Raw genomic sequence first — 20,351 nt, 5'->3', positions numbered from 1 at the left:
ATATGGCTAATAACCTCAACAATCTGGTCATCACCCTAAAAAGAATAGAGGAGCTGTAATGGAAAGAAACAATGTTCATATTCATCTCAGTGCCTTTTCCCGCCATATTCAGCCTTTTCGACAACCCTTTCGAAATGGACTGGATACCTATATTATCCGACTTCAAGCGGAAGGCGAATCTGAAGCCCTGATTGAAGACCGCATGGTTACTATTCTGCCTGGAGATCTACTATTATTCCGTCCTGGCGAAATCTATGATCTGCGGATAGGCGAGAAGGAAAGTCCGTTGGGATTTAGTGCAGACTATTATGTTATGTGCACAGGTGACTGGGTTGACCACTGGTGGAACGAGCGCGAAAGACCCAAGAAAGTGAGAATTGCGGATGACGGTAAGCTTCAGAGTATTTGGCAGCAGCTCATTCTGGAGAAAAGAAGGCTCGACGGCGGCAGCACCGACATTCTAGAACTTCTTTTCAAAGCATTATGTTTGCTGCTGGATCGGGCTATTGAAGAAGCACCAGCAACTTCCTCCACATCGCTGCTGCTGGCACTCAAGATGAAGAGTTATATCGAGGAGCATGCCATAGCGATAATCAGGCTTGAAGAAGTTGCCAAGCATACCGGCATCAGCGTTACAAGGGCAGTCCATTTATTCAAAGCGCAGTTTGGATACTCCATTATGCAGTATGCAGGACAGATTCGGCTGGCAATGGCGCTGCGGTTAATGGATAACAGCAACTACACCCTGGAGCGGATCGCGGAGGAAACAGGCTTCGGCAGCTATACTTATTTTCATCGCGTATTCAGAGAAAGGTATGGAATGGCACCTGGGATATACCGCAAGAGTAGATAAGTTACAAAAAAAAGCCCGCAGCACATGTCGAGGCCACTGAAAAACATGGCCTTCTCGGAAGATTGGAAACAACTATATCCAAAAGACGACATTCATTCGGATCTTGGCGAATGAATGTCGTCTTTTTAAGATGTATTGTTGCTGGACTGAGCCCTTTTTAGCTCATGAGCTTCAAAATCCGTTTCAGATTCACTGCAAATATCGCCATTGCTCCTTGAATTTCCATGCCAATCAGACCCGAGGTAGACGCAACATCATACCCATGTCTGTGCTTGAGTTCACTATTCTTAGCTTCAATCTTGTAACGCTCCTTGGCTTTGGCTTTAAAGGCTTCGCTTTCTTGAAACCTTGCCTGCTCTAGATGCTCGTGGCTCTTTATACTTACCGAATAGGTTTTGCTCTTTGACCCTTCTTTGTAGCAGCCTTCGCGCAGTGGGCATCGTTTGCATTTCTCTACGTCAAAATAATAGGTGTCAGTCTGGTTTTTCCCCCGTCCTTTCTTTCCCTGCCGCGCTCGACGAATGGCCAGATGGCCAGCCTTGCATACATACCTTCCCGCATCTTTATTAAATTCAAATTCGTCCCCTTTCTTTCGGTTTCCCTGCGTAATCAAAGGGTTTAATTTGGAGACGAGCTCGATTTCGTTTTGAGCACTGTAGGACAGATTGTCTTTTTCTGAATAGGCCGTATCTCCAATTACGATTTCAACCTGCATCCCTGCAGCCTTACTTTTTTCAATCAGCGTTTGGAGCTGTTTCCCGTCATTTTGTTCGCCCGTCGTAACCGTCGCTGCTGTAATTATTCGTTCTTCACTCATGGCGATATGGGTTTTGTATCCGAAAAAAGAAGAGTCTGCACTTTTGTGTCCCACTTTGGCGTCCGGATCGGTAGAGGTTTGCAGATGCTCCACATCATCGGCGACCGTTTCTTTCAGCAGATTTAAAGGCTCGCTTACCTTGGGAAGTCCCGTAAACCGTCCATCCTGCTCAATCACCGCAACCAACCGCTGGCAATATTCGATTTCATCCTCAAGGACATCCGTAGTCGGCTTGAACGGAAAAACATTTTTCATTGACTCCTCTATACTGTAGATCACTTTACGTACCTTTTTGGAGCGTTCTCGCAGCACTTCTTGCGGGGTCTTTTGGGTATAGCGCGCTTTGGTATGAGTCGCATCCACAATAATGGTTTTGCTGCGAATGACGCCTTTTTCAATGGCGATTTTCACCGTTTTGCCAATGAGCAGATCGAGTAACTTCATATCTTTCAGTCGCAGCTTGCGAAATTTGGTCAACAGACTGGGGTCAATGACCCCTTCCTCCGGAGCCATATGTAGGAAAAACTTGAACGACAGGTCGGTTTTAGAGCGTTCCACCAGATCGACGTCGGACAAGTCAAAGATAGATTTGAGCAGTAGATATTTAAACATTCGGACCGGGTCCACCGCGGTTCGACCGTTATCGTGGCAATAGGTTTCGTTCAGTTTCTCATAAACAAAGCTAAAGTCCACCAGCTCGTCCATTCGCCGTAGCAAGTTATCCTTAGGAATCAGTATATTGTAAAGTTCGATATACGGGCTCAAGATAAAATTCTGCTGCTCAGGGAGCATGGAGACCACCAGCCTTTGATTTGATACTTTAAGTATACCGAAAAAAATAGACATTCTCCTCAAAAAATGAGGAGAATGTCTATTTGAGATCCTGATGGACTTTTTCAGTGGCCTCGCACATGTCTGCAGACTTTTTTACATTAATGGCTTGGTGCAGCTTGTCCAGTGCTATCCAGCAGTAGATGGGGTTCGCTGCTTCTAATGAAATCAAGCACTTTATCGAAGATAATGCGGTGTCCTTCTTTATTGGGATGGATTCCGTCCAAACAGATGAACTTGGTGTAATCCGGATGTTGGAGGAAGGCTCCCCTAACATCAATAATTTTTGTTTTGGTACTCTCTGCGACCTTGATAATGGTGGAGTTGTATCTTTCCTGCCACCAATAAATTTTGGTCACACTCCCCAGAAACTTCAAGATATTCACTTCAGAAGCCGGATTATTCTGGCTAACCCATTTGAAATAGCTATCGGCATCCAGAGGAGGGAGACTCATAAGGATCGGTATGATTTGCTGTTTTTTTAGAAAATCAATCATATCCAGCAGCATCTTCTCGAATGTTGAGAAATCTGTCTTGGGGTTATGTTCTGCATCAGGGTTGTCTACAATGTCTGCCCAAATGAAATCACAATCATTTCCGCCGTACTCAATGAGAACCACATCGGGCTTCTCTTTTAGAACATCTCTTTTCAGATTGCTTAGGCCTTTCATCAACGTGTTGCCGAATCGGGCTGTATTGCGCAGCGCACCCTTCAGTTTACCTTGGAGGAGAGAGACATAGTTGTCTTCCAAGATCACATACTTGCTTCTGGCCTCATCATACACAACACCTTTGGAAATAGAATCTCCGCTTACCATATATTTGAACTCCAAGTTTACAGATTCCTGGTCCGTTTCGTTCATATTCATTACCTCACCTCCGGTATATTTAGTATTGATAGTAACAGTTTAAACTATTCATTCACGAAATGCAGTGCAGAATGCACGGAAGTTTGTGAAAAAAGGAGAGATACAGAAATCAGCTTGTTGTAAAAATGCTGATTACTCTCTGCTCCAGGAGCTTAACACTATTATTCCAGGGCCAACCTTCAGCATCACGTTCTCCTTGCTCGGCCAATTTATTTCTAAGAGCAGTCATGCCGGGCATATTCCAAATTCCCTCCAGCATAAAAAAGACCCTAGCTATGGATGATATATCCATTAACCAGGGTCGGGATTTCTATATAGAACTGAGTTTCTGCAGCATATGAATCGTCTCATTGATCTCGTATCCAGCAATGTCTTCCAAAGACACGTCAATCATCGGTTTATGCTCCTGTAGCTTGCTCAGGAAAGCTTGAGTATGGAAGAGTCCCCGGCCTGCCTTGCCATGGCGTATCCGGTTCTCTTCCCTATAAATATCCTTCAGGTGTGCGACAATGATTCGATCGCCAAACAGCTTGAAGGAGCTGTCGACGATTTCATCCTGTAAATGGATATTATCTCCAATATAATTAACTGGATCAAATACCACACCAATCGAGCTTGAAGGGACCTCATCCAGAATGCGCCGCATTTTCTCAGGTGTGGAAAGCGTATGGTTAAAGACACCTTCAAGGCCCAGAAAGACGCCACATTTCTCCGCCTCCTCGGCTAATTCCTTCACGGTTTCTTTTAGTGCTTCCCAGCCTATCTCCTCGTAACGATAGGGATCATATTCTTTAAAAGTGGTTAGTGCCCCCGTCTCAGTGGCCACCATGGGTGCGCCGAATTGGCGGGCGTAACGAAGATGCTCCTTAAATCGGTCGATTTCTATTCTCCGGATAACCGGATCGGGATGAATAGGGTTGATATAGCAGCCGAGCACACCAATCCGAATGCCTGCTTTATCGAATTGCTCTCCAACGTAGCTGGCTAGGCCAGGACTAAGCTTGCCAGGAGAAGTGTCAATATCTTGTATCGCCTTGGACAGCGCCAGCTGCACAAAGCTGATATCATAGCTCTGAAGTGCCGTTGTTAATTGCATGAGGGGCAAGCAGCCAAACGTATGTGCTAAAGTTCCGTATCTGATGGGATTCCATCTCCTTTTGAATTTGATTTGTAAGTTTTGCTAATATATTAATAGTAATAACGCTATGCCGTTTCCTGCTCTCGGTCTGTTAATGGCTCCAATAATAGGGGTTTATGGGCCGTACAGGGAAACTGCCGGAATCTCCTTTTGCAATCCTATCACATACCCAAGTCCTTGCCGAATCATCTTCTGATCGTCCGCGAGCAAAACTTTGATTATCACCTCTGGTTCTGGAATCAGGTATCTCAGTCGTCCACCTCTCTCTTCCATTCTAGTCTTCATAACCTTTAAGCCAAATCCTTCATTGATCTTTTTGCTTGATTCCAAAATGCTATTATCCCGGATATGCATTACAATGTGTTCTGCCGCCATGTTCAGGCTAACCTCCATTAATGTAGCCTGGGAATGGCGAATGATGCAGTTGATCGTAAGCTTCCTGCAGTTCTGTCAATTGTCTTTTGTTCAATTCGTACATTTCATTTCTCTGCATCCGGTTGCGAATATTGAAGTAAAGGACGCAGCCAGCAGATATTACACGTGATCTTGTCCACCATGATTTCGGAACAAACAGGATAATGGAAAAAGATGCCCAGATTTAATAAGGAAAAAGAGGACTGCGGTGCTGGCAAATGGTCTTCCAAACGAGCGGTATGTCACCGTATTTCCTCCTAATATTCCACTTCGTTTAACTAGCTATTTTGTATCCTAAGCTAGTCGTTCTGTAGAGAGGAAAGAAGTACCCTTATAACTATCAAGTATAATCATAAGGGGAAAAAATGCATGCAACTGCAAAGTTTTATTTACGTGATCATAGGTGCCTTCATTGTGTACAGAATCGTTTTGCGTGTGCGCCGAAGTATAGGCTGGCAGACGTTGAATCTAAGAAGAATGAGGATATTTACCGTTATTTTCTCCATTATTGGACTGATATTCCTATTCGAGGGGGCTTTTCATATGATTAGTCTGATCTCAGACGCAATGGGAATCCTTGTTGGCGTCATTCTCTTGGGGCGTATAATGTATCGATTTTATGAGATTTACACAGTGGACAAAGTCAGCGGAATGTAAAATATGGTCAACGGCTCAAGCCCAGCAATCCGATAATAGAGGACTATTTTCCAAATTACAGCAGCATTCCGCCTGCGGCTCCTGCGAGAACGACCATCCAAGGAGGAAGCTTCCAGAATACAAGCAGGATAAAGAGCAGGGCCGCCAATGCGAAATCCGCAGGTTGCACAATGGCTGTAATCCAAAGGGGATCATATAGAGCAGCTAGTAGCAGTCCTACGACAGCGGCGTTAACTCCGGTGAGTGCACCTTGAATTTTGGGGTTATTTCTCAGGCTGTTCCAGAAGGGTAGAGCACCAGCTACAAGGAGAAAGGCAGGCAGGAAGATCGCAATAACGGCAATCGCTGCCCCTGATATTCCCCCAGCCATGGCTCCAAGATAGCCGGCAAATGTAAACAGCGGTCCCGGGACCGCTTGAGCCGCGCCGTATCCTGCCAGGAACTCTGCCTTACTTACCCAACCCGTAGGAACGACCTCTCGTTCAAGAAGCGGCAGTACGACATGACCTCCCCCGAATACTAGAGAGCCAGATCTATAAAAGCTATCAAACCAAGCTAGGCCTTCACTTTGTCCCCATTGTCTGAGAAGTGGAAGTGCCAGTAGAAGGGCCACATATACCAAGAGACAGCTGATAGCAAAGCTCCTGCTAACGGCAATAGGTAGCTGAGGAGCTTGCTCCACCTTTGTGCTGCGGTAAAACCATACTCCGACCACTCCAGCCACAAGTATAAGCAACAGCTGGCTATATGCAGTCTGCCAAAGTAAAGAAAGACCAGCAACGATTACCGCGATGGTGATCCGATTCCGATCCGGTGTCAGCTTCTGGCCCATGCCCAGGATGGCCTGGGATACTATGGCTACAGCAACTATTTTGAGTCCGTGAATCCAGCCAGCGTTGCCGATATCGAAGCCTCTAAGCAAGAAGGCGAAAGCCACTAAAGCTATGACGGAGGGAAGTGTGAAGCCTATCCAGGCGACAATTCCGCCCCATATCCCCGCTCTGATCAACCCGATACCAATTCCGACTTGACTGCTTGCCGGTCCAGGCAGGAATTGACAAAGTGCCACCAGGTCAGCGTAACTTCGTTCATCCATCCATTTTCGCCGCCGAATATATTCATTATGAAAATAACCGAGATGCGCTATCGGCCCTCCAAATGAGCTTAAACCGAGCTTTGTAGATACACTCAAGACTTCCAGAATGGCGGAGATGTTGCTTCTTCTCTTGTTCTGCTTGTTCTGCAATTCTTCTTGTCGCTTCGCCTTCATCTCCATTGACTGCTCCTTTTCCCGGAAAAACACCTAAGTTCGCTTATATCTTAAGCTGTTGATTGCGCGTAATACAACCCTTTTACAAAAGTTTTACATAAAGCATGTTTAAGTTAACAAATTAAAATTTTATTGAAAGCGCTCTATTCAAACACAAACAAATAGTTTAAAATTAAAACAAACAAAAATAAACAAAAAAGTAAACAATCAAAAACGGAGGTATTCACAAATGGTACAAAGCTTATGGGACTCATCTCGGGCAACGGAATTCAACACGGGGCTGGAAGCACTGGTGTACCGCTCCAATCTTCTCGGTGAAGATCGCAGAGTCTGTAATTGGGGAGGAGGCAATACCTCAAGCAAGACGATTGAGCAAGATTTCCGTGGACGTGATGTTGAGGTAATGTGGGTGAAGGGCAGCGGCTCCGACTTAGCGACGATGAAAGCCGGGAATTTTACGGGCTTACGACTGCAGGATATCGGCCCGTTGTTCGAACGAGACGAGATGCCTGATGCAGAAATGGTGGCTTACCTCGCAAACTGTATGCTGGATGCCAAGCATCCGCGGGCTTCCATAGAGACGCTGCTGCATGCTTTTTTACCCTTCAAACATGTCGATCATACTCACCCAGATGCGATTATCAGCTTATGCTGCGCCCACAACGGTAAGGAAATTGCCCGTGAGATTTACGGAGAACGTTTTGTATGGGTACCCTATATCCGTCCCGGCTTTACCTTATCTAAAATGATCGCCGCAGGCGTGCTGGCTAATCCACAGGCTGAACTGGTGCTGATGGAGAAACACGGCCTTGTGACCTGGGGAGACACACCTGAGGCCTGTTATGCCAAGACGATTTCCATCATTAATGAAGCTGAACACTATATTGAGACTAGAGTGGAAGAAGAGCGACTGTTCGGAGGTCTTAGAACGAAAGCGCTTCCTCAAGAACAGCGGCGGTCTATTGCGGCAGCAGTGATGCCGCTCATTAGAGGAGCTGTGAGTGATGTCCGCAAAATGTTGCTGTCTTTTGACGACGAAGCGGATGTGCTGCGTTTTGTCGGTGGTGCTAATTCGGCTGAACTGTCCAGAGTTGGTGCGGCCTGTCCCGATCACCTTGTGCATACCAAGGCCGCTCCGCTCTTTATCGACTGGGCAGCGGATGCCAACGATGTAGAAGGGCTGAAGGTTAAACTGACTGAGGGCATCATCGCGTATAAGGAGCAGTATACAGCCTATTTCGAGAGCAATAAGCATGAGGGGGATATCATGTTTGAGGCCGCGCCCCGCGTGATCCTCATTCCAGGAATAGGAATGATTAATACTGGCAAAAGCTGGAGTAATTCTAAGCTGAGCGGAGCGCTGTATCATCGGGCAATTGCTGTTATGCGCGGAGCAACAGCACTGGGGGATTTCGTCTCGCTCAGCGAGAATGAATCATATAACGTGGAGTATTGGCCACTGGAGCTTTATAAATTATCGCTGGCTCCTGCGGAAGCTGAGTTCTCGCGCAAGGTCGCTTTCATTACCGGTGGTGCGGGTGGAATCGGCAGCGAAACCGCCCGGCGACTGGTGTCGGAAGGTGCCCATGTTGTGCTTGCGGATCTTAATTTAGAAGGAGCCCAGAAAGTAGCCATAGAGATAAACGACAAATTCGGTGAGAATCGGGCGTTTGCTGTGAAAATGGATGTAACCCAGGAAGAACAGGTAGCAGCAGCTTATGCCGAGACAGCACTTTTCTATGGTGGTGTGGATATTATCGTCAACAATGCAGGACTAGCGACCTCCAGCCCTTTTGCCGAGACAACGCTTAAGGAATGGAATTTGAATATCTCCGTGCTGGGCACAGGTTATTTCCTTGTCGCACGCGAAGCCTTCCGGCTGATGAAGGAACAGAATATCGGTGGCAGTATGGTGTTCATCGGATCTAAGAATTCTGTCTATGCAGGCAAAAGCGCTTCAGCCTACAGCTCTGCCAAGGCGCTAGAAGCGCACTTAGCCCGTTGTATTGCAGCCGAAGGCGGTGAGTTCGGCATTCGTGCCAATACCATTCTGCCGGATGCTATTCTTCAGGGCTCGGCCATCTGGAATTCGAACTGGCGGAATGAGCGGGCGGCGGCTTATGGCATTGCGCCGGATCAATTGGAGGAATACTACCGCAAGCGCACGACGCTGCTGGTGAACATCTACCCGCGTGACATTGCTGAAGGCGTTGCGTTTCTTGCTTCTTCTAAATCGGAGAAGACGACCGGATGCATGCTGACCATTGACGGCGGTGTGCCGGCGGCTTTTACCCGCTAAATATAAGTTTATTACAGAAATAGATAACGGAGGGAAGCCATGCTGATTGCGGACAGATATGAAATGATTGTAGAACTGGTGAATGATCGAGGCAGCATCCGGGTGACGGAGCTAAGCGTGTTGTGCCAGGTTACGGAAGAAACAATACGCCGTGATTTGGACCGGCTGGAGAAAGCAGGGCGCCTGCTCCGCTCTCATGGCGGAGCGGTCAGCCTGCGTGATCGTCAGCCGGAAATGCCCTATGCCGAACGTGAAATTATGAACGCTGCCGAGAAGCAGCGGATTGCACGCGAAGCCGTACTGCTCATTAAGCCCGGTGAACGGATTCTGCTGGATGCCAGCACATCCGCTGGGTATATGGCTACCCTGCTGCCAGATATGCCGCTGACGGTGTTGACTAATTCTATTAAAGTCGCGACAGAGCTAAGCGGCAAGGAGCGGATTGAAGTCATCTCTACCGGGGGCCAGCTTAGCCGGAGATCCATGTCCTTTGTGGGTCATCTTGCCGAACGCTCGCTGGACCTGTATCACGTGGATAAGCTATTTTTTTCCTGCAAAGGCTTTCATTTCGAACACGGTGTTAGTGAGTCCAATGAGCTGCAGGCCATGGTGAAGCGGAGAATGCTTGATATTGCGGATCAGATCATTCTGCTCTGCGATTCCAGCAAGATCGGAATTCAGTCCTTCACACATGTAGCAGGAACGAGGGAACTGAACGCAGTGATTACGGATTACAGACCTGTGGCAGAGCAAATGGAGCAACTGCGAGAGCTGAACATAGCTCTTACAACGGTCTGAAGGAAGAGGAGGTGAAGCGAATGAAGGTATCCATGTTTATTACCTGTGTCAGTGATGCCGTCTATCCACAAGTCGGGGAAGCGATGTTGCGATTGTTGGCCAGATATGGTGTGAGGCTGGATTTTCCCGAGGTGCAGACCTGCTGTGGGCAGCCCGCGTTTAACAGCGGTTATTGGGACGAGGCAAGGCAGGCAGCGCTAACGATTCTGCGTGCGTTTGAGAGCAGTGATTTTGTGATTGCTCCATCTGGTTCCTGCACCGGAATGCTGCATCATTTCCCTAAGCTTTTTGAGGATGATCCGGTGAATTTAGCGAAAGCATTGGACCTGCAACGCAAGGCCTATGAGTTCAGCCAGTTTATGGTGCAGGTGCTCGGTCTGACCGACCTAGGGGCTGTATTTCCGCATCGGGTAACCTATCATCCTTCCTGTCATGGCACCCGGATTCTGGGGATACGCGAGGAACCGCTGCTGCTGATGCAGAATGTGAGGGCGATGGAGCTGATTCCCTTGCCTTTTGCGGAGGATTGCTGTGGGTTCGGCGGCACTTTTGCGATCAAGATGGCCGATATTTCCGGGGCAATGGTCACCGAGAAATCTGACCACATCTTGGAGACGGAAGCTGAAATTCTGACTGGGCTTGATATGGGCTGTCTCATGAATATTGCTGGGAATTTGCGCTACCGCCGCCAGCCAGTCAGAGTGATGCATTTGGCGGAGCTGCTGTATGAAGGAGTGAGTGGAAGATGAGTCAGAAGGTCTCTGCAACATCATCAGCAAAAGCTGAAGCAGCCAAGCCTGCAACGGTTAAGAAACGCGCCGATCTGGCCCTGAATAATGAATTTCTGCGCAAGGCAGTACGATTTACGACAGAGCGACTGCGGGAAGGGAAGCAGAAAGCGGCAGATGATCATGGACAGTGGGAGGAATGGCGGGAACGGGGCCGGCAGATCCGTCTGCATACGATCGCCCATCTGGACTATTATTTGAATCTGTTTGCGGATAATGCACGAGCAAACGGGACACATATTCATTTTGCAGCAACGGGTGAAGAAGCGGTTCGGATTACTTTGGAGATTGCAGAGCGTAAAAAGGCAGCTTCAGTGGTCAAATCGAAGTCGATGGTTACCGAGGAACTGCATCTAAATAAGGCGCTGGAATCCATCGGTGTGGAGACGGTAGAGACAGATTTAGGCGAATATATTATCCAGCTTGCCGGGGAGACCCCTTCACATATCATTATTCCGGCGATTCATAAGAATCGTTACCAGATCGCCGAGCTTTTGTCCAAGGAGGCGGGTGAGGAGCTACAACCTGAGACAACAATATTGGCCGGATTCGTGCGGCGCAAGCTGCGGGAGAAGTTTCTCGATGCAGACATCGGTATGACAGGCTGTAATTTTGCGATTGCCGAGACAGGTTCGATGGTGCTGTTCGAGAACGAGGGGAATGCCCGCATGGTTACTACCCTGCCGAAGACACAAATCACCCTAATGGGCATGGAGCGGATTATTCCTTCCTGGAGCGATCTTGAGGTGATGGCAACCTTGCTGCCACGTTCGGCAACGGGCCAGAAGCTGACTGTATACATGTCAGGAATTACAGGTCCGCGCAGGAAGGACGATGGTGATGGTCCGGAAGAACAGCATATTATTATTCTGGATAACGGCCGCTCCGAGCAGCTAGGTGATCCTGAGTTTCAGGAACTGCTGAACTGTATCCGCTGCGGCGCATGTCTGAATGCCTGTCCCGTGTATCGCCATATCGGCGGGCACGCCTACGGTGGCACTTACAGCGGTCCAATCGGGGCCGTTCTTACACCTGCACTGAACAAGAATGTGGACCAGTGGGATGATATCGCCTCTGCTTCTAGCCTCTGCGGAGCTTGTTATGAAGCCTGTCCTGTCAAAATCCCCCTGCATGATATGCTGATCTATCTGCGCCGCCGCAAGGTAGAGCGCGGATTCGGAGATAAGGTGGAAGGAGTCGGAATGAAAGGATTCGGGGCGATTATGTCCAATTCGAAGCGGTTCAGCCGTACGCTAAAGCTTGGAAGAGTGGGCCAGAAGCTGCTCGTTCGTGATGGCGGGATTCCGTCGAAGCTAGGTCCGCTTAAGGGCTGGAATAGCTACCGGATCGCACCGAAGCTGGCGGATCAATCGTTTCGGGAGAGCTGGAAAGGGTTGCAGAAGGAGCTGGATAAGGACCCTAAGGAGCTGCTTCCTGAGATACAGGCCCGGATGGAAGCTGCACTCTATCAGCGAATGACGAAAGATGAAGGAGGGGCAGAGCATGGCTGATTCATATGGTGAATGGCTGGAGCGGATGCAACAGGCTTCCTGCGAGCAGCAGGAGGTGTTCATGAACGATATTGCGCGCCGCCTGAAGCGGCCGAGAACGATAGCAGCCCCAGCGCATCCTTTCCGCGGCGCACCTGAATATTGGCAGGAGTTCCGCTGGAGTGCGGAGGAGCGTGTGAGCCAATTCACTACAAACTTTGAAAGCGTAGGTGGAGCTGTATTCCATATGGAACACATGGATGAAGTCAAAGCCTTCATTACTGCGAAGTCTGTTGAGCTGAGTGCACGCTATATTCTCCGGCAAAATGTGGAGGAGCTCGCTAAACTGCGACTCGAAGAAGACTTGAGCGATACCCTTGTATCCGTATGGAATACCGACATTGGAGAAGCCTGGAAGGATCGGGCGGCAGAGGCAGATATCGGGATTGTGGTCGCAGATTATGCAGTGGCTTATACCGGATCGATCACCGTATTGTCTTCAGCGGATAAAGGCCGTTCAGTCAGCCTACTGCCTACAGTATTGATTGCCGTGATTCCGGTGGAGCGGCTTAAGACCCGCCTTGGCGAGGTGCTGGCTGATTTTGACGAAGCTGGACCTACCCATTTGCCGGCGGGTATTCACTTTATCTCTGGTCCCAGCCGATCCGCGGATATCGAGAATGATCTTACCATCGGGGTGCATGGCCCGGGAATAGTGTTCGCTCTGCTGGTCGGATAGTTGTTTATGAGAGATTAACGCGCTTACGCGTATGGTACTCAATGATATTCAATTTAAATCTTAAGGCGGGGAGAACATAATGGAGCAAAGCATACAGAGCAGTTATACCGAAGCGAAAAAGCTTTATGAACAACATGGTATTGATGTAGAACAAGTACTGGAGCAGCTTGCAGCTATCAAGATTTCGCTGCACTGCTGGCAAGGCGATGATGTCAGAGGATTTCTGAATAAGGAAAAAGAGCTCAGTGGCGGCATTGCTGTTACTGGGAGCTATCTTGGGCGGGCTGGAAATCCCGAGGAGCTGCGCCGCGATTTAGAAATGGCTTTGGCCCTTATTCCTGGTCAGCATAAGGTTAATCTGCATGCCATATATGCCGATACCGAGGAGAAGGTGGAGCTAGACGAGCTTGCGCCAAGACATTTCACCAAATGGGTAGATTGGGCCAAAGCGCAGGGGTTAGGACTCGACTTTAATCCCACCTGCTTCTCGCATGACAAAGCCAAAGACGGCTTTACGCTGAGTCATCCTGATGACGACATTCGCGCTTTCTGGATTGCCCACTGCAAGGCAGCGCGCAGAATATCCGAGTCCTTTGGTCAGGCCTTAGGCCAGCCGTGCGTGACTAACTTTTGGGTGCCTGACGGCTATAAGGATGCACCGATTGACCGCTTGTCGCCAAGAGTGCGGCTTAAGGAGTCACTAGATGAGATCTTTAGTGAGGATATCAGCGAAAGCTACAATATTGATGCAGTGGAGAGTAAACTGTTCGGAATCGGTTCGGAGAGCTACGTGGTCGGCTCCCATGAATTCTATATGGGTTATGCCCTAAGCAGGGGCAAAGCCGTCTGCTTCGACGCTGGGCATTTTCACCCCACAGAGTCTATCTCCAATAAGCTGTCCTCGTGGTTGATCTTCGGAGATCAGCTTCTGCTGCATGTTAGCCGACCGGTTCGTTGGGACAGCGATCATGTAGTGACTCTCGATGATGAGCTGCTGGAGATTGCCCGCGAGCTGGTGCGTGGTGATTTCCTGGATCGGACCCATATCGGTTTGGATTTTTTTGACGGCAGTATTAATCATGTCGCCGCTTGGGTTATCGGTACGCGTAATACGCTAAAAGCACTGCTCAGAGCCATGTTGGAGCCACTTGCCAAGCTGAAGCAAATCGAATTGGATGGAGATTATACTTCACGGCTGGCATTGGTAGAGGAATTCAAATCCTACCCGTTTGGAGCTGTATGGGATTATTATTGCGCCAAGCAAGGCGTTCCCCTCAGGGAAGGCTGGTTAACGGAAGTGAAGCACTATGAACAGGAGGTTTTGTTCAAGAGATAGAGGATATGAAATTATTGGAATCCATCGCTAGCGTCAAATCATGTAGGGCGTGTAATATAGGGTATAATGGTTCTCATCCATTTCATATGAAATTATCTGGAGGCCTTCCCTAATGAAGCATAACGAGGACAAGAACACTATGGAACTTGCAGTGGGGAATTTCGAATACAACAAAGCTAATGAAGAACTCGTCACAACAAACTTTTGGTCCAAAACAAAGAGAGTTGTCGGTAAAATCCCCTTCACCAAAGATGCTATCGCTATGTATTATTGTGCAGTTGATGCCAAAACACCCTTATGGGCCAAAGGCATTGCCTTCGGTGCACTAGCCTATTTTATTTCCCCTGTGGATGCCATACCTGATGTGCTGATTGGCTTGGGCTTTACAGATGATGCTGCTGTTATTGCCGCGGGCATTAGAGCGTTATCGGGTCAGGTAACAGATGAGCATAAAGAGAAGTCAGAAGTATTCTTCAACGGACAAAAATAACGGTCCAGCGTTAGCTTACAACATGCTGTCAGTTACTCCTTCTAAGGGGCTGTCCTAAAAGAAGATATTTTTCACTTATGAGTCAGTCTTTGGAGCAACGGTCACTTCGCAAAAGCGTCCTCACAAGCACAATCGTTTATCCGACTTCAAAAACAAGGGGTGTCCCAAGCAGCCATTTCATGGCTTCTGGGATAGCCCCTTTATTTTGTACACTTCACGCCAGTCCTCCATAAGCTTAATAATTGGAATCAGCGTACTAGTACATACTTTTAAATTCAGCAAATTTGCTCTAATATTAAGCATGTGATCGGCAAACAGTCAAATCTGATATGCGCCAAGAAAGGGAGTACGAATCATGGGAAGTTTATCCTCAATCCAGCATGAAATTCTGTCTGCTTTCCAATTCAGACATGCTACTAAAGAATTTGACAGCAACAAAAAAATCAGTGATATCGACTTCCAATTTATTCTGGAGACCGGACGCCTGTCACCAAGCTCCTTCGGCTTTGAGCCCTGGCGATTTGTGGTTGTGCAAAGCCCGGAGATTCGTGAGAAACTGCGTCCGTATGCGAGAGGAGCCAACAAACAGCTTCCGACCGCTAGTCATTTTGTGCTCATTCTCGCAAGATTACCTAAAGACATGCTTGCTGACTCTGACTATATCCAAGGGATGATGGAGAATGTTCAGCAATTGCCTCCAGAGGGTGTAGAGGGAAAAGGAAAAGTTTATGATGCGTTCTTGAAGACGGGTTTCCGGCTGCAGGAGAACGAACGGGCCATGTTCGAATGGGGCTGTCGGCAGACCTATCTAGCTCTCGGTAATATGATGACCGCCGCCGCGCAGATCGGCATTGATTCTTGCCCGATGGAGGGCTTTGACAAGGCGGAGATTGAGCGAGTTCTGGTAGAAGAAAGAATCATGGATGCTGAGCATTTTGGGATCGCTTGTATGGTGGCTTTCGGGTATCGTCTGCATGAGCCTCTTAATAAAACACGGCAAACAGCGGATCAAGTGGTTCAGTGGGTGTAAACACAACACATAGAAGGCAGGGCGGGAATGGACTCCGTCTTGCCTTTTATGTTGGAGAATCGAAAAATGAATAGAGAGATAGGAGCATGATGGATATGGGTGCAGATATAGATTGGATTTCGGTTCAGGGTACAGGCGAGTGGAACGAGGACGCGGTTATTCTTAATCATGACTTAAAAATATATGGTGTAGTGGACGGTGCTACTTCACTAGTTCCTTACCGTGGGACGAGCAAGGAGACGGGTGGAAGACTGGCGTCTCAACTGATTAAACAATATGCTGAGCAACTGACTTCTACCGAGTTTAATGGGTTGGACACACTATTGAAGGAAGCGAACAGCAGGCTTGGGCAGGAGATGGAACGCTGCGGTATTAATCTGCATTCGAAAGATGAACTATGGACAGCAGGCGCAGCCCTTATTCGGATAACGGATACCTATATTGAATTCATTCAGGTTGGCGATTGCATGATTTATGCCATGTATGAAGATGGCTCCATCCGTAGTCTAACCCGTGATCATGTGGCAGCAATCGACCTGCAGTCCAAACGAATCTGGGAGGAAGGCATTGCGACAGGAGTGCTTACCAAAGAATTATTATGGGAAATGGTCAAGCCGGTAATCGCAGCCAATAAGCAAAAGATGAACACACCAGAAGGGTATTCCATTATTAATGGAATGGCAGAGGCGGAGCCCTTTTTTGAATATGGCAGAATAAATCTGATTAAGCTGCACAGCCTGCTGCTAGTGACAGACGGGCTCTTCTATCCAGGAGAAGTGGGGAATACGGAGGAAGATCTGGTGAACTCGCTTGTTCGTTATGTTACTGAAAAGAGTCTTGAACAATATGCAGAATGGCTGCTGCAATTGGAGAGAGCGGATACTGAATGTATTCAGTACCCCCGATTCAAAATATCAGATGACAAGACAGGCATTTATATTCGCCTAACATAAAAGAAGAATATGAAATTGAAATTGAAAACGGATATTAATTTTTGGAAAAAATTGAAATTTTCATGAAAATTCTGTTACGCTAGTAGAGTACAGCTTTTAAGTAGGTTATATTAATTTCATACTGAAGGGATTCTGTCACATGAAAATCTTGGTCATCATTGTCCAAGTCGCGCTATTATATCTGTTTTATATGGTGGGCGACTATCTGCAAAGGCTACTGCATCTCCCAGTGTCGGGGAGTATTGTTGGACTAATATTATTATTTATTTTACTACTCTTTCGAATTGTGCCTGTGAAATGGATCGAGAATGGGTCAATTGCAGTATTATCATATCTTCCGCTATTTTTTATTCCGGCGACTGCCGGGATTGTGAACCATTTAGATATTTTTGATGGCAGAGGTTTATTATTGATTCTTATCCTCATTGTTAGCACGGTATTGACGATGGTAACAGCGGCGCATTCCAGTCAGTGGCTGGAAGGATGGAGCAGTAGAAGCGGCCGCAGCAGTATAAAAGAGAAGGGGAAGGAATTATAATGTTTTTTATCGCAGTCGGAATCGTTCTACTTAATGTAACTATTTATTTGATCATGTCTGGGATCTACAGGCGTTTTCGTATTCCTGTACTTATACCCGCACTTACCGCAACTGTTGTAGTGGTTGGGCTGCTCCTCTATTTTCATATCTCGTATGATACCTATATGATTGGCGGCCAATGGATTAATCACTTGCTCGGGCCTGCAGTTGTATCGTTAGCCTATCCTTTATATAAGCAGCGCAATGTGTTGATGGAGAACTTTCCTGCCATCTTGGGAGGGGCTATCACTGGCTTGCTTGTTGGAATGTTTAGCGGTCTGCTGCTAGCGGCCGGATTTGGATTCTCGAAATTGTACGTGCTCTCCGTATTGCCTAAATCGATCACAACCCCTGTAGCCATACAGATCTCCAGCAGTCTTGGCGGGGATTCTTCCTTAACCTCTGTTTTTGTAATGGTGGCCGGGTTTACAGGCGCTATTGCAGGACCTTATCTCATTAAGCTGTTCAGAATTAAAAGTGAAGTGGGCATCGGTATTGGTATGGGTACAGCCTCCCATGCACTTGGGACAGCGAAAGCGCTGGAATATGGCGAACGCTCCGTTTCCATGAGCTCGGTAGCGATGACCGTATGTGCCATCGTGGGTTCCATAATTGGTCCATTGGTGGCCTGGATTATGTATCAGTAGTGCAGCAAAATATATTGTCACAACCATAACATTTCATGTATTGTTAAAATATGGTACTCATCTTTTGACATGAGGAAGTGTATGGTTATGAAAAAGCTGCTTTATTGGAGTATAGCTATCCTGATACTAACCGGGTTGATTATCTATGGTTTTACAAGTGCCCCAAAGGTGATTCGTCTGGATCGCCATATCGAAGTCACTGCTTATAAATTACAGGATACCAGTTTTGCGAAGCCCGTGACTCTTGCCTTGAAGGGTGCTTTTGACGAAAAGTCAGAGTCGTATGTAGGTAAGTTGGGAATTAATGACATTGAGTACAGCTACTGCAGTTTGTCTCCAGAAGTGGGATTTATGAATTGTGCGCTTGAAGCTGTCTGGCTTCCATTTTCAGGGCGTGTCTATGCGAATAAGGACTTCAGTCAATGGAGTCTTGAGGTTCCACAACAGACGTATGAAGCCAACGACACCACAAATGATCTCTATAACAGTCTCAATCAAGGGAGTACTACTCACGACACCATCATTATTAGTATTCCGGCAACCGACAGGGAATCTGCTGTGAAATTATACCAACGACTGCAAAAGGACTGGTCGGATAATCTACAACGTAAGCATAGATAGTATCTTGAATCCATGTTTGTAATATACCCTAACGGGTAACTATAACTAAGGAACAAGAAATGCAAAGCGTATGAAGGAGGACTCCACATGGCAGATCATATTCAAGACGAAGCTCAACTCCGTAACAAAGAAAATAAAGACGGTGATTCACTGGCGGAGCAAAAGAAAATGGAAAATGGTGTGGATATTGAGCCGGAAGCAGACGCGTGGGTAGCCAAGCCTGCAGACACTGCTCATCCAGACCCGCTACCCAAGAATCAGCAATAAATGAATAAGTGAATAAAATATTAGGCTGTCCTTAGCGGGCAGTCTTTTTTTTATGTTAAATAATGTATACTGGAAATAGGTACAACCTCAACACATCTTATTCTCCAAGATCATCGCAGAACTCTCAGGACTGACAGCAATTTATTGCGAGGAGGAAATGGAATGCGAAGTCGAAACGAGAACGGCCGGTATCGGCAAAAACGGGGGAGTGCCCTCATGGAAAATCTCGAAAAGAAATACGGCTCCGACTTTGGCGTGCGCAGTGAAATGAAGCTCGAGACGCTGAAGAGGCAACAAGACGATCACTTGCTGCCGCTGAATCTAAAGGAACAGCTTAAAGAATAGAAACACGGGTGAGTATAATTTTCTTGTCCCGCTAGAGACATAACCCTTGGGTTATGTCTTTTTTGTCGTTCTTATCTAAACAAGGGACTCGAGCTTAGAGATAGAGGGAAATCCTCCCTCTAAATTCCATTTATTGGGACTTCAGAGTAGAATAAAGGGAATTTCTCCCTCTAAAAACTCCATTTGGTGATATATAGGCATATATTCAGAATCTATAGGGAGAAAATCCCTCTAATTGTTATTTCTAAGCACTAACTGGCTAATTAGAGGGATAATTTCCCGTTAGGTTCAAAGTATACCCGCATATCTCCTGTCAAACTAAGGCATAATATGTCCCGATAATACCTGATGCCAATACTGACAACTGGGAGGCGGGATATATTTTGATTACACCAGAAATTTCGCTAGATGGTTTCATGCCGTTTGCTGTTGCCAGCCAATACTTCTTTTATTTTATGATCTATTCTTTCTTGGGCTGGGTACTGGAGGGAACCTATAACTTGTACAGTACTGGAGCTTTTCGTAAGGAAGGATTTCTAAAAGGGCCATTTAAACCGATGTACGGTTTTGCACCACTTCTGCTGCTCATCGCAATGAATCTGCAAGTACCGCTTCCGTTATTTCTATTGCTAACGTTAGTGATTCCTTCTATGGTTGAATATGTCAGTGGTTGGCTGCTGAAGACGCTATTTCATAAGCAATGGTGGGATTACTCCAGCATGCCTCATCAGCTGCAGGGTCATATCTGTCTGCGCTTTTCTATGTATTGGTGGTTGCTCGCCACGGCCTGCCTGTATGTGATTCAACCGCTTTTGGAGCTATTGTATCGCCTTGTTGAACCAATGTGGGAGTTACTGTTGCCAGCGGTTGCTCTCTATGCGACGGCCGATCTGTTATGGACTTGCTGGACCCGGCGCCGGGGCGAGAAAGAACTGGAGCTTAGTGAAGGATAACGAAGGATGAAGTTGGTGCAGCATGGATTTTTTTGTAAAATAAGCGATCTAGCTGATGAAAGGTTTTCGTCTGAAAAGGTAGATAAAGAAATCAATTACAAATCCCGTGACTAGAAAAGTTCCGAAGTGTATCAGGTAAGCTGGAAACCGCAGACTAATCAAGGCGCTA

General features: G+C 47.1%; 23 protein-coding genes. 18 read left to right on the top strand and 5 right to left on the bottom strand.

Features of this window, described 5'->3' with window-relative positions; translation table 11 throughout:
* The first annotated feature begins 58 nt into the window (after positions 1–58).
* Positions 59–853 (top strand): helix-turn-helix transcriptional regulator, encoded by a 795-nt coding sequence (locus tag H1230_RS21390; RefSeq protein ID WP_239711907.1) that lies wholly within the window; start codon positions 59–61, stop codon positions 851–853.
* Between the two features lie 157 nt (positions 854–1,010).
* Here H1230_RS21390 and H1230_RS21385 read toward each other — a convergent pair whose 3' ends face one another.
* The 4 genes from H1230_RS21385 to H1230_RS21370 form a co-directional block, all read right to left on the bottom strand.
* The gene (locus H1230_RS21385) at positions 1,011–2,462 is read right to left on the bottom strand and encodes an IS1182 family transposase (RefSeq protein WP_239717458.1); all 1,452 of its coding nucleotides are present in this window, start codon (positions 2,460–2,462) and stop codon (positions 1,011–1,013) included.
* Positions 2,463–2,602: 140 nt separating this feature from the next.
* Positions 2,603–3,370 carry an SGNH/GDSL hydrolase family protein gene (locus H1230_RS21380; RefSeq protein ID WP_239711906.1) on the bottom strand — a complete coding sequence of 256 codons (768 nt, stop codon included), beginning with the start codon at positions 3,368–3,370 and terminating at the stop codon, positions 2,603–2,605.
* Positions 3,371–3,680: 310 nt separating this feature from the next.
* Positions 3,681–4,466, bottom strand: a complete 786-nt coding sequence (locus H1230_RS21375; protein WP_239711905.1) for a sugar phosphate isomerase/epimerase family protein — start codon at positions 4,464–4,466, stop codon at positions 3,681–3,683.
* Positions 4,467–4,622: 156 nt separating this feature from the next.
* Positions 4,623–4,883, bottom strand: coding sequence for a hypothetical protein (locus H1230_RS21370; RefSeq protein WP_239711904.1), 261 nt, complete (start codon positions 4,881–4,883; stop codon positions 4,623–4,625).
* On the opposite strand from H1230_RS21370, the gene H1230_RS21365 reads away from it, so the two are divergent.
* Positions 4,882–5,052: a hypothetical protein gene (locus tag H1230_RS21365; RefSeq protein ID WP_239711903.1), complete on the top strand. Its 171-nt coding sequence runs from the start codon at positions 4,882–4,884 to the stop codon at positions 5,050–5,052. The two genes, H1230_RS21370 and H1230_RS21365, sit on opposite strands and share 2 nt — an antisense overlap.
* Before the next feature lie 239 nt (positions 5,053–5,291).
* Positions 5,292–5,579: a CcdC protein domain-containing protein gene (locus tag H1230_RS21360; protein ID WP_239711902.1), complete on the top strand. Its 288-nt coding sequence runs from the start codon at positions 5,292–5,294 to the stop codon at positions 5,577–5,579.
* A 55-nt stretch (positions 5,580–5,634) separates the two neighbouring features.
* Here H1230_RS21360 and H1230_RS21355 read toward each other — a convergent pair whose 3' ends face one another.
* Positions 5,635–6,849, bottom strand: coding sequence for a chromate transporter (locus tag H1230_RS21355; protein WP_239711901.1), 1,215 nt, complete (start codon positions 6,847–6,849; stop codon positions 5,635–5,637).
* Between the two features lie 229 nt (positions 6,850–7,078).
* On the opposite strand from H1230_RS21355, the gene H1230_RS21350 reads away from it, so the two are divergent.
* The 15 genes from H1230_RS21350 to H1230_RS21280 all read left to right on the top strand — a co-directional run bounded on the left by H1230_RS21350 (position 7,079) and on the right by H1230_RS21280 (position 20,182).
* Positions 7,079–9,148 carry a bifunctional aldolase/short-chain dehydrogenase gene (locus H1230_RS21350; protein ID WP_239711900.1) on the top strand — a complete coding sequence of 690 codons (2,070 nt, stop codon included), beginning with the start codon at positions 7,079–7,081 and terminating at the stop codon, positions 9,146–9,148.
* Between the two features lie 39 nt (positions 9,149–9,187).
* Positions 9,188–9,946, top strand: coding sequence for a DeoR/GlpR family DNA-binding transcription regulator (locus tag H1230_RS21345; protein ID WP_239711899.1), 759 nt, complete (start codon positions 9,188–9,190; stop codon positions 9,944–9,946).
* Positions 9,947–9,966: 20 nt separating this feature from the next.
* Positions 9,967–10,695 (top strand): (Fe-S)-binding protein, encoded by a 729-nt coding sequence (locus H1230_RS21340; RefSeq protein WP_239711898.1) that lies wholly within the window; start codon positions 9,967–9,969, stop codon positions 10,693–10,695.
* A complete protein-coding gene (locus H1230_RS21335) occupies positions 10,692–12,245 on the top strand; it encodes a LutB/LldF family L-lactate oxidation iron-sulfur protein (protein ID WP_239711897.1) in 1,554 nt (517 codons plus the stop codon). Before H1230_RS21340 ends, H1230_RS21335 begins: the two co-directional genes overlap by 4 nt.
* Positions 12,238–12,963, top strand: a complete 726-nt coding sequence (locus H1230_RS21330) for a LutC/YkgG family protein (protein WP_239711896.1) — start codon at positions 12,238–12,240, stop codon at positions 12,961–12,963. Before H1230_RS21335 ends, H1230_RS21330 begins: the two co-directional genes overlap by 8 nt.
* A 79-nt stretch (positions 12,964–13,042) precedes the next feature.
* Positions 13,043–14,299, top strand: coding sequence for an L-rhamnose isomerase (rhaA, locus tag H1230_RS21325; protein WP_239711895.1), 1,257 nt, complete (start codon positions 13,043–13,045; stop codon positions 14,297–14,299).
* A gap of 112 nt (positions 14,300–14,411) precedes the next feature.
* On the top strand, positions 14,412–14,789 hold the full coding sequence (locus tag H1230_RS21320) for a YkvA family protein (RefSeq protein ID WP_239711894.1): 378 nt from the start codon (positions 14,412–14,414) through the stop codon (positions 14,787–14,789).
* 355 nt (positions 14,790–15,144) lie between these two features.
* Positions 15,145–15,819, top strand: a complete 675-nt coding sequence (locus H1230_RS21315) for an NAD(P)H-dependent oxidoreductase (protein WP_239711893.1) — start codon at positions 15,145–15,147, stop codon at positions 15,817–15,819.
* A 95-nt stretch (positions 15,820–15,914) separates the two neighbouring features.
* Positions 15,915–16,772, top strand: coding sequence for a protein phosphatase 2C domain-containing protein (locus H1230_RS21310; protein ID WP_239711892.1), 858 nt, complete (start codon positions 15,915–15,917; stop codon positions 16,770–16,772).
* A gap of 139 nt (positions 16,773–16,911) precedes the next feature.
* Complete coding sequence (locus tag H1230_RS21305; protein WP_239711891.1) at positions 16,912–17,310, top strand: CidA/LrgA family holin-like protein; 399 nt, start codon at positions 16,912–16,914, stop codon at positions 17,308–17,310.
* Complete coding sequence (locus H1230_RS21300) at positions 17,310–17,996, top strand: LrgB family protein (RefSeq protein WP_239711890.1); 687 nt, start codon at positions 17,310–17,312, stop codon at positions 17,994–17,996. The genes H1230_RS21305 and H1230_RS21300 overlap by 1 nt, the downstream gene beginning before the upstream one ends.
* Positions 17,997–18,083: 87 nt before the next feature.
* The gene (locus tag H1230_RS21295; protein ID WP_239711889.1) at positions 18,084–18,617 is read left to right on the top strand and encodes a hypothetical protein; all 534 of its coding nucleotides are present in this window, start codon (positions 18,084–18,086) and stop codon (positions 18,615–18,617) included.
* A gap of 87 nt (positions 18,618–18,704) precedes the next feature.
* A complete protein-coding gene (locus H1230_RS21290; protein ID WP_239711888.1) occupies positions 18,705–18,884 on the top strand; it encodes a hypothetical protein in 180 nt (59 codons plus the stop codon).
* Positions 18,885–19,046: 162 nt separating this feature from the next.
* On the top strand, positions 19,047–19,229 hold the full coding sequence (locus H1230_RS21285; protein WP_239711887.1) for a hypothetical protein: 183 nt from the start codon (positions 19,047–19,049) through the stop codon (positions 19,227–19,229).
* 383 nt (positions 19,230–19,612) lie between these two features.
* Positions 19,613–20,182 carry a putative ABC transporter permease gene (locus H1230_RS21280; RefSeq protein ID WP_239711886.1) on the top strand — a complete coding sequence of 190 codons (570 nt, stop codon included), beginning with the start codon at positions 19,613–19,615 and terminating at the stop codon, positions 20,180–20,182.
* The last annotated feature ends 169 nt before the right edge of the window (positions 20,183–20,351 follow it).

This window comes from Paenibacillus sp. 19GGS1-52, assembly GCF_022369515.1.
In the GTDB taxonomy this organism is placed as follows: domain Bacteria; phylum Bacillota; class Bacilli; order Paenibacillales; family Paenibacillaceae; genus Paenibacillus_AQ.
The sequence above is the reverse complement of the archived record's forward strand: the minus strand, read 5'-3'. Positions and strand labels throughout refer to the sequence as shown.

Coding starts and splice junctions, on each gene's coding strand:
- H1230_RS21385 (WP_239717458.1), bottom strand. CDS start 2,462: ATGCTCCCTGAGCAGCAGAATTTTATCTTGAGCCCGTATATCGAACTT.
- H1230_RS21300 (WP_239711890.1), top strand. CDS start 17,310: ATGTTTTTTATCGCAGTCGGAATCGTTCTACTTAATGTAACTATTTAT.
- H1230_RS21345 (WP_239711899.1), top strand. CDS start 9,188: ATGCTGATTGCGGACAGATATGAAATGATTGTAGAACTGGTGAATGAT.
- H1230_RS21350 (WP_239711900.1), top strand. CDS start 7,079: ATGGTACAAAGCTTATGGGACTCATCTCGGGCAACGGAATTCAACACG.
- H1230_RS21390 (WP_239711907.1), top strand. CDS start 59: ATGGAAAGAAACAATGTTCATATTCATCTCAGTGCCTTTTCCCGCCAT.
- H1230_RS21320 (WP_239711894.1), top strand. CDS start 14,412: ATGAAGCATAACGAGGACAAGAACACTATGGAACTTGCAGTGGGGAAT.
- H1230_RS21360 (WP_239711902.1), top strand. CDS start 5,292: ATGCAACTGCAAAGTTTTATTTACGTGATCATAGGTGCCTTCATTGTG.
- H1230_RS21365 (WP_239711903.1), top strand. CDS start 4,882: ATGTTCAGGCTAACCTCCATTAATGTAGCCTGGGAATGGCGAATGATG.
- H1230_RS21315 (WP_239711893.1), top strand. CDS start 15,145: ATGGGAAGTTTATCCTCAATCCAGCATGAAATTCTGTCTGCTTTCCAA.
- H1230_RS21290 (WP_239711888.1), top strand. CDS start 18,705: ATGGCAGATCATATTCAAGACGAAGCTCAACTCCGTAACAAAGAAAAT.
- H1230_RS21285 (WP_239711887.1), top strand. CDS start 19,047: ATGCGAAGTCGAAACGAGAACGGCCGGTATCGGCAAAAACGGGGGAGT.
- H1230_RS21375 (WP_239711905.1), bottom strand. CDS start 4,466: ATGCAATTAACAACGGCACTTCAGAGCTATGATATCAGCTTTGTGCAG.
- H1230_RS21340 (WP_239711898.1), top strand. CDS start 9,967: ATGAAGGTATCCATGTTTATTACCTGTGTCAGTGATGCCGTCTATCCA.
- rhaA (WP_239711895.1), top strand. CDS start 13,043: ATGGAGCAAAGCATACAGAGCAGTTATACCGAAGCGAAAAAGCTTTAT.
- H1230_RS21355 (WP_239711901.1), bottom strand. CDS start 6,849: ATGAAGGCGAAGCGACAAGAAGAATTGCAGAACAAGCAGAACAAGAGA.
- H1230_RS21305 (WP_239711891.1), top strand. CDS start 16,912: ATGAAAATCTTGGTCATCATTGTCCAAGTCGCGCTATTATATCTGTTT.
- H1230_RS21335 (WP_239711897.1), top strand. CDS start 10,692: ATGAGTCAGAAGGTCTCTGCAACATCATCAGCAAAAGCTGAAGCAGCC.
- H1230_RS21310 (WP_239711892.1), top strand. CDS start 15,915: ATGGGTGCAGATATAGATTGGATTTCGGTTCAGGGTACAGGCGAGTGG.
- H1230_RS21370 (WP_239711904.1), bottom strand. CDS start 4,883: ATGGCGGCAGAACACATTGTAATGCATATCCGGGATAATAGCATTTTG.
- H1230_RS21380 (WP_239711906.1), bottom strand. CDS start 3,370: ATGAATATGAACGAAACGGACCAGGAATCTGTAAACTTGGAGTTCAAA.
- H1230_RS21330 (WP_239711896.1), top strand. CDS start 12,238: ATGGCTGATTCATATGGTGAATGGCTGGAGCGGATGCAACAGGCTTCC.
- H1230_RS21295 (WP_239711889.1), top strand. CDS start 18,084: ATGAAAAAGCTGCTTTATTGGAGTATAGCTATCCTGATACTAACCGGG.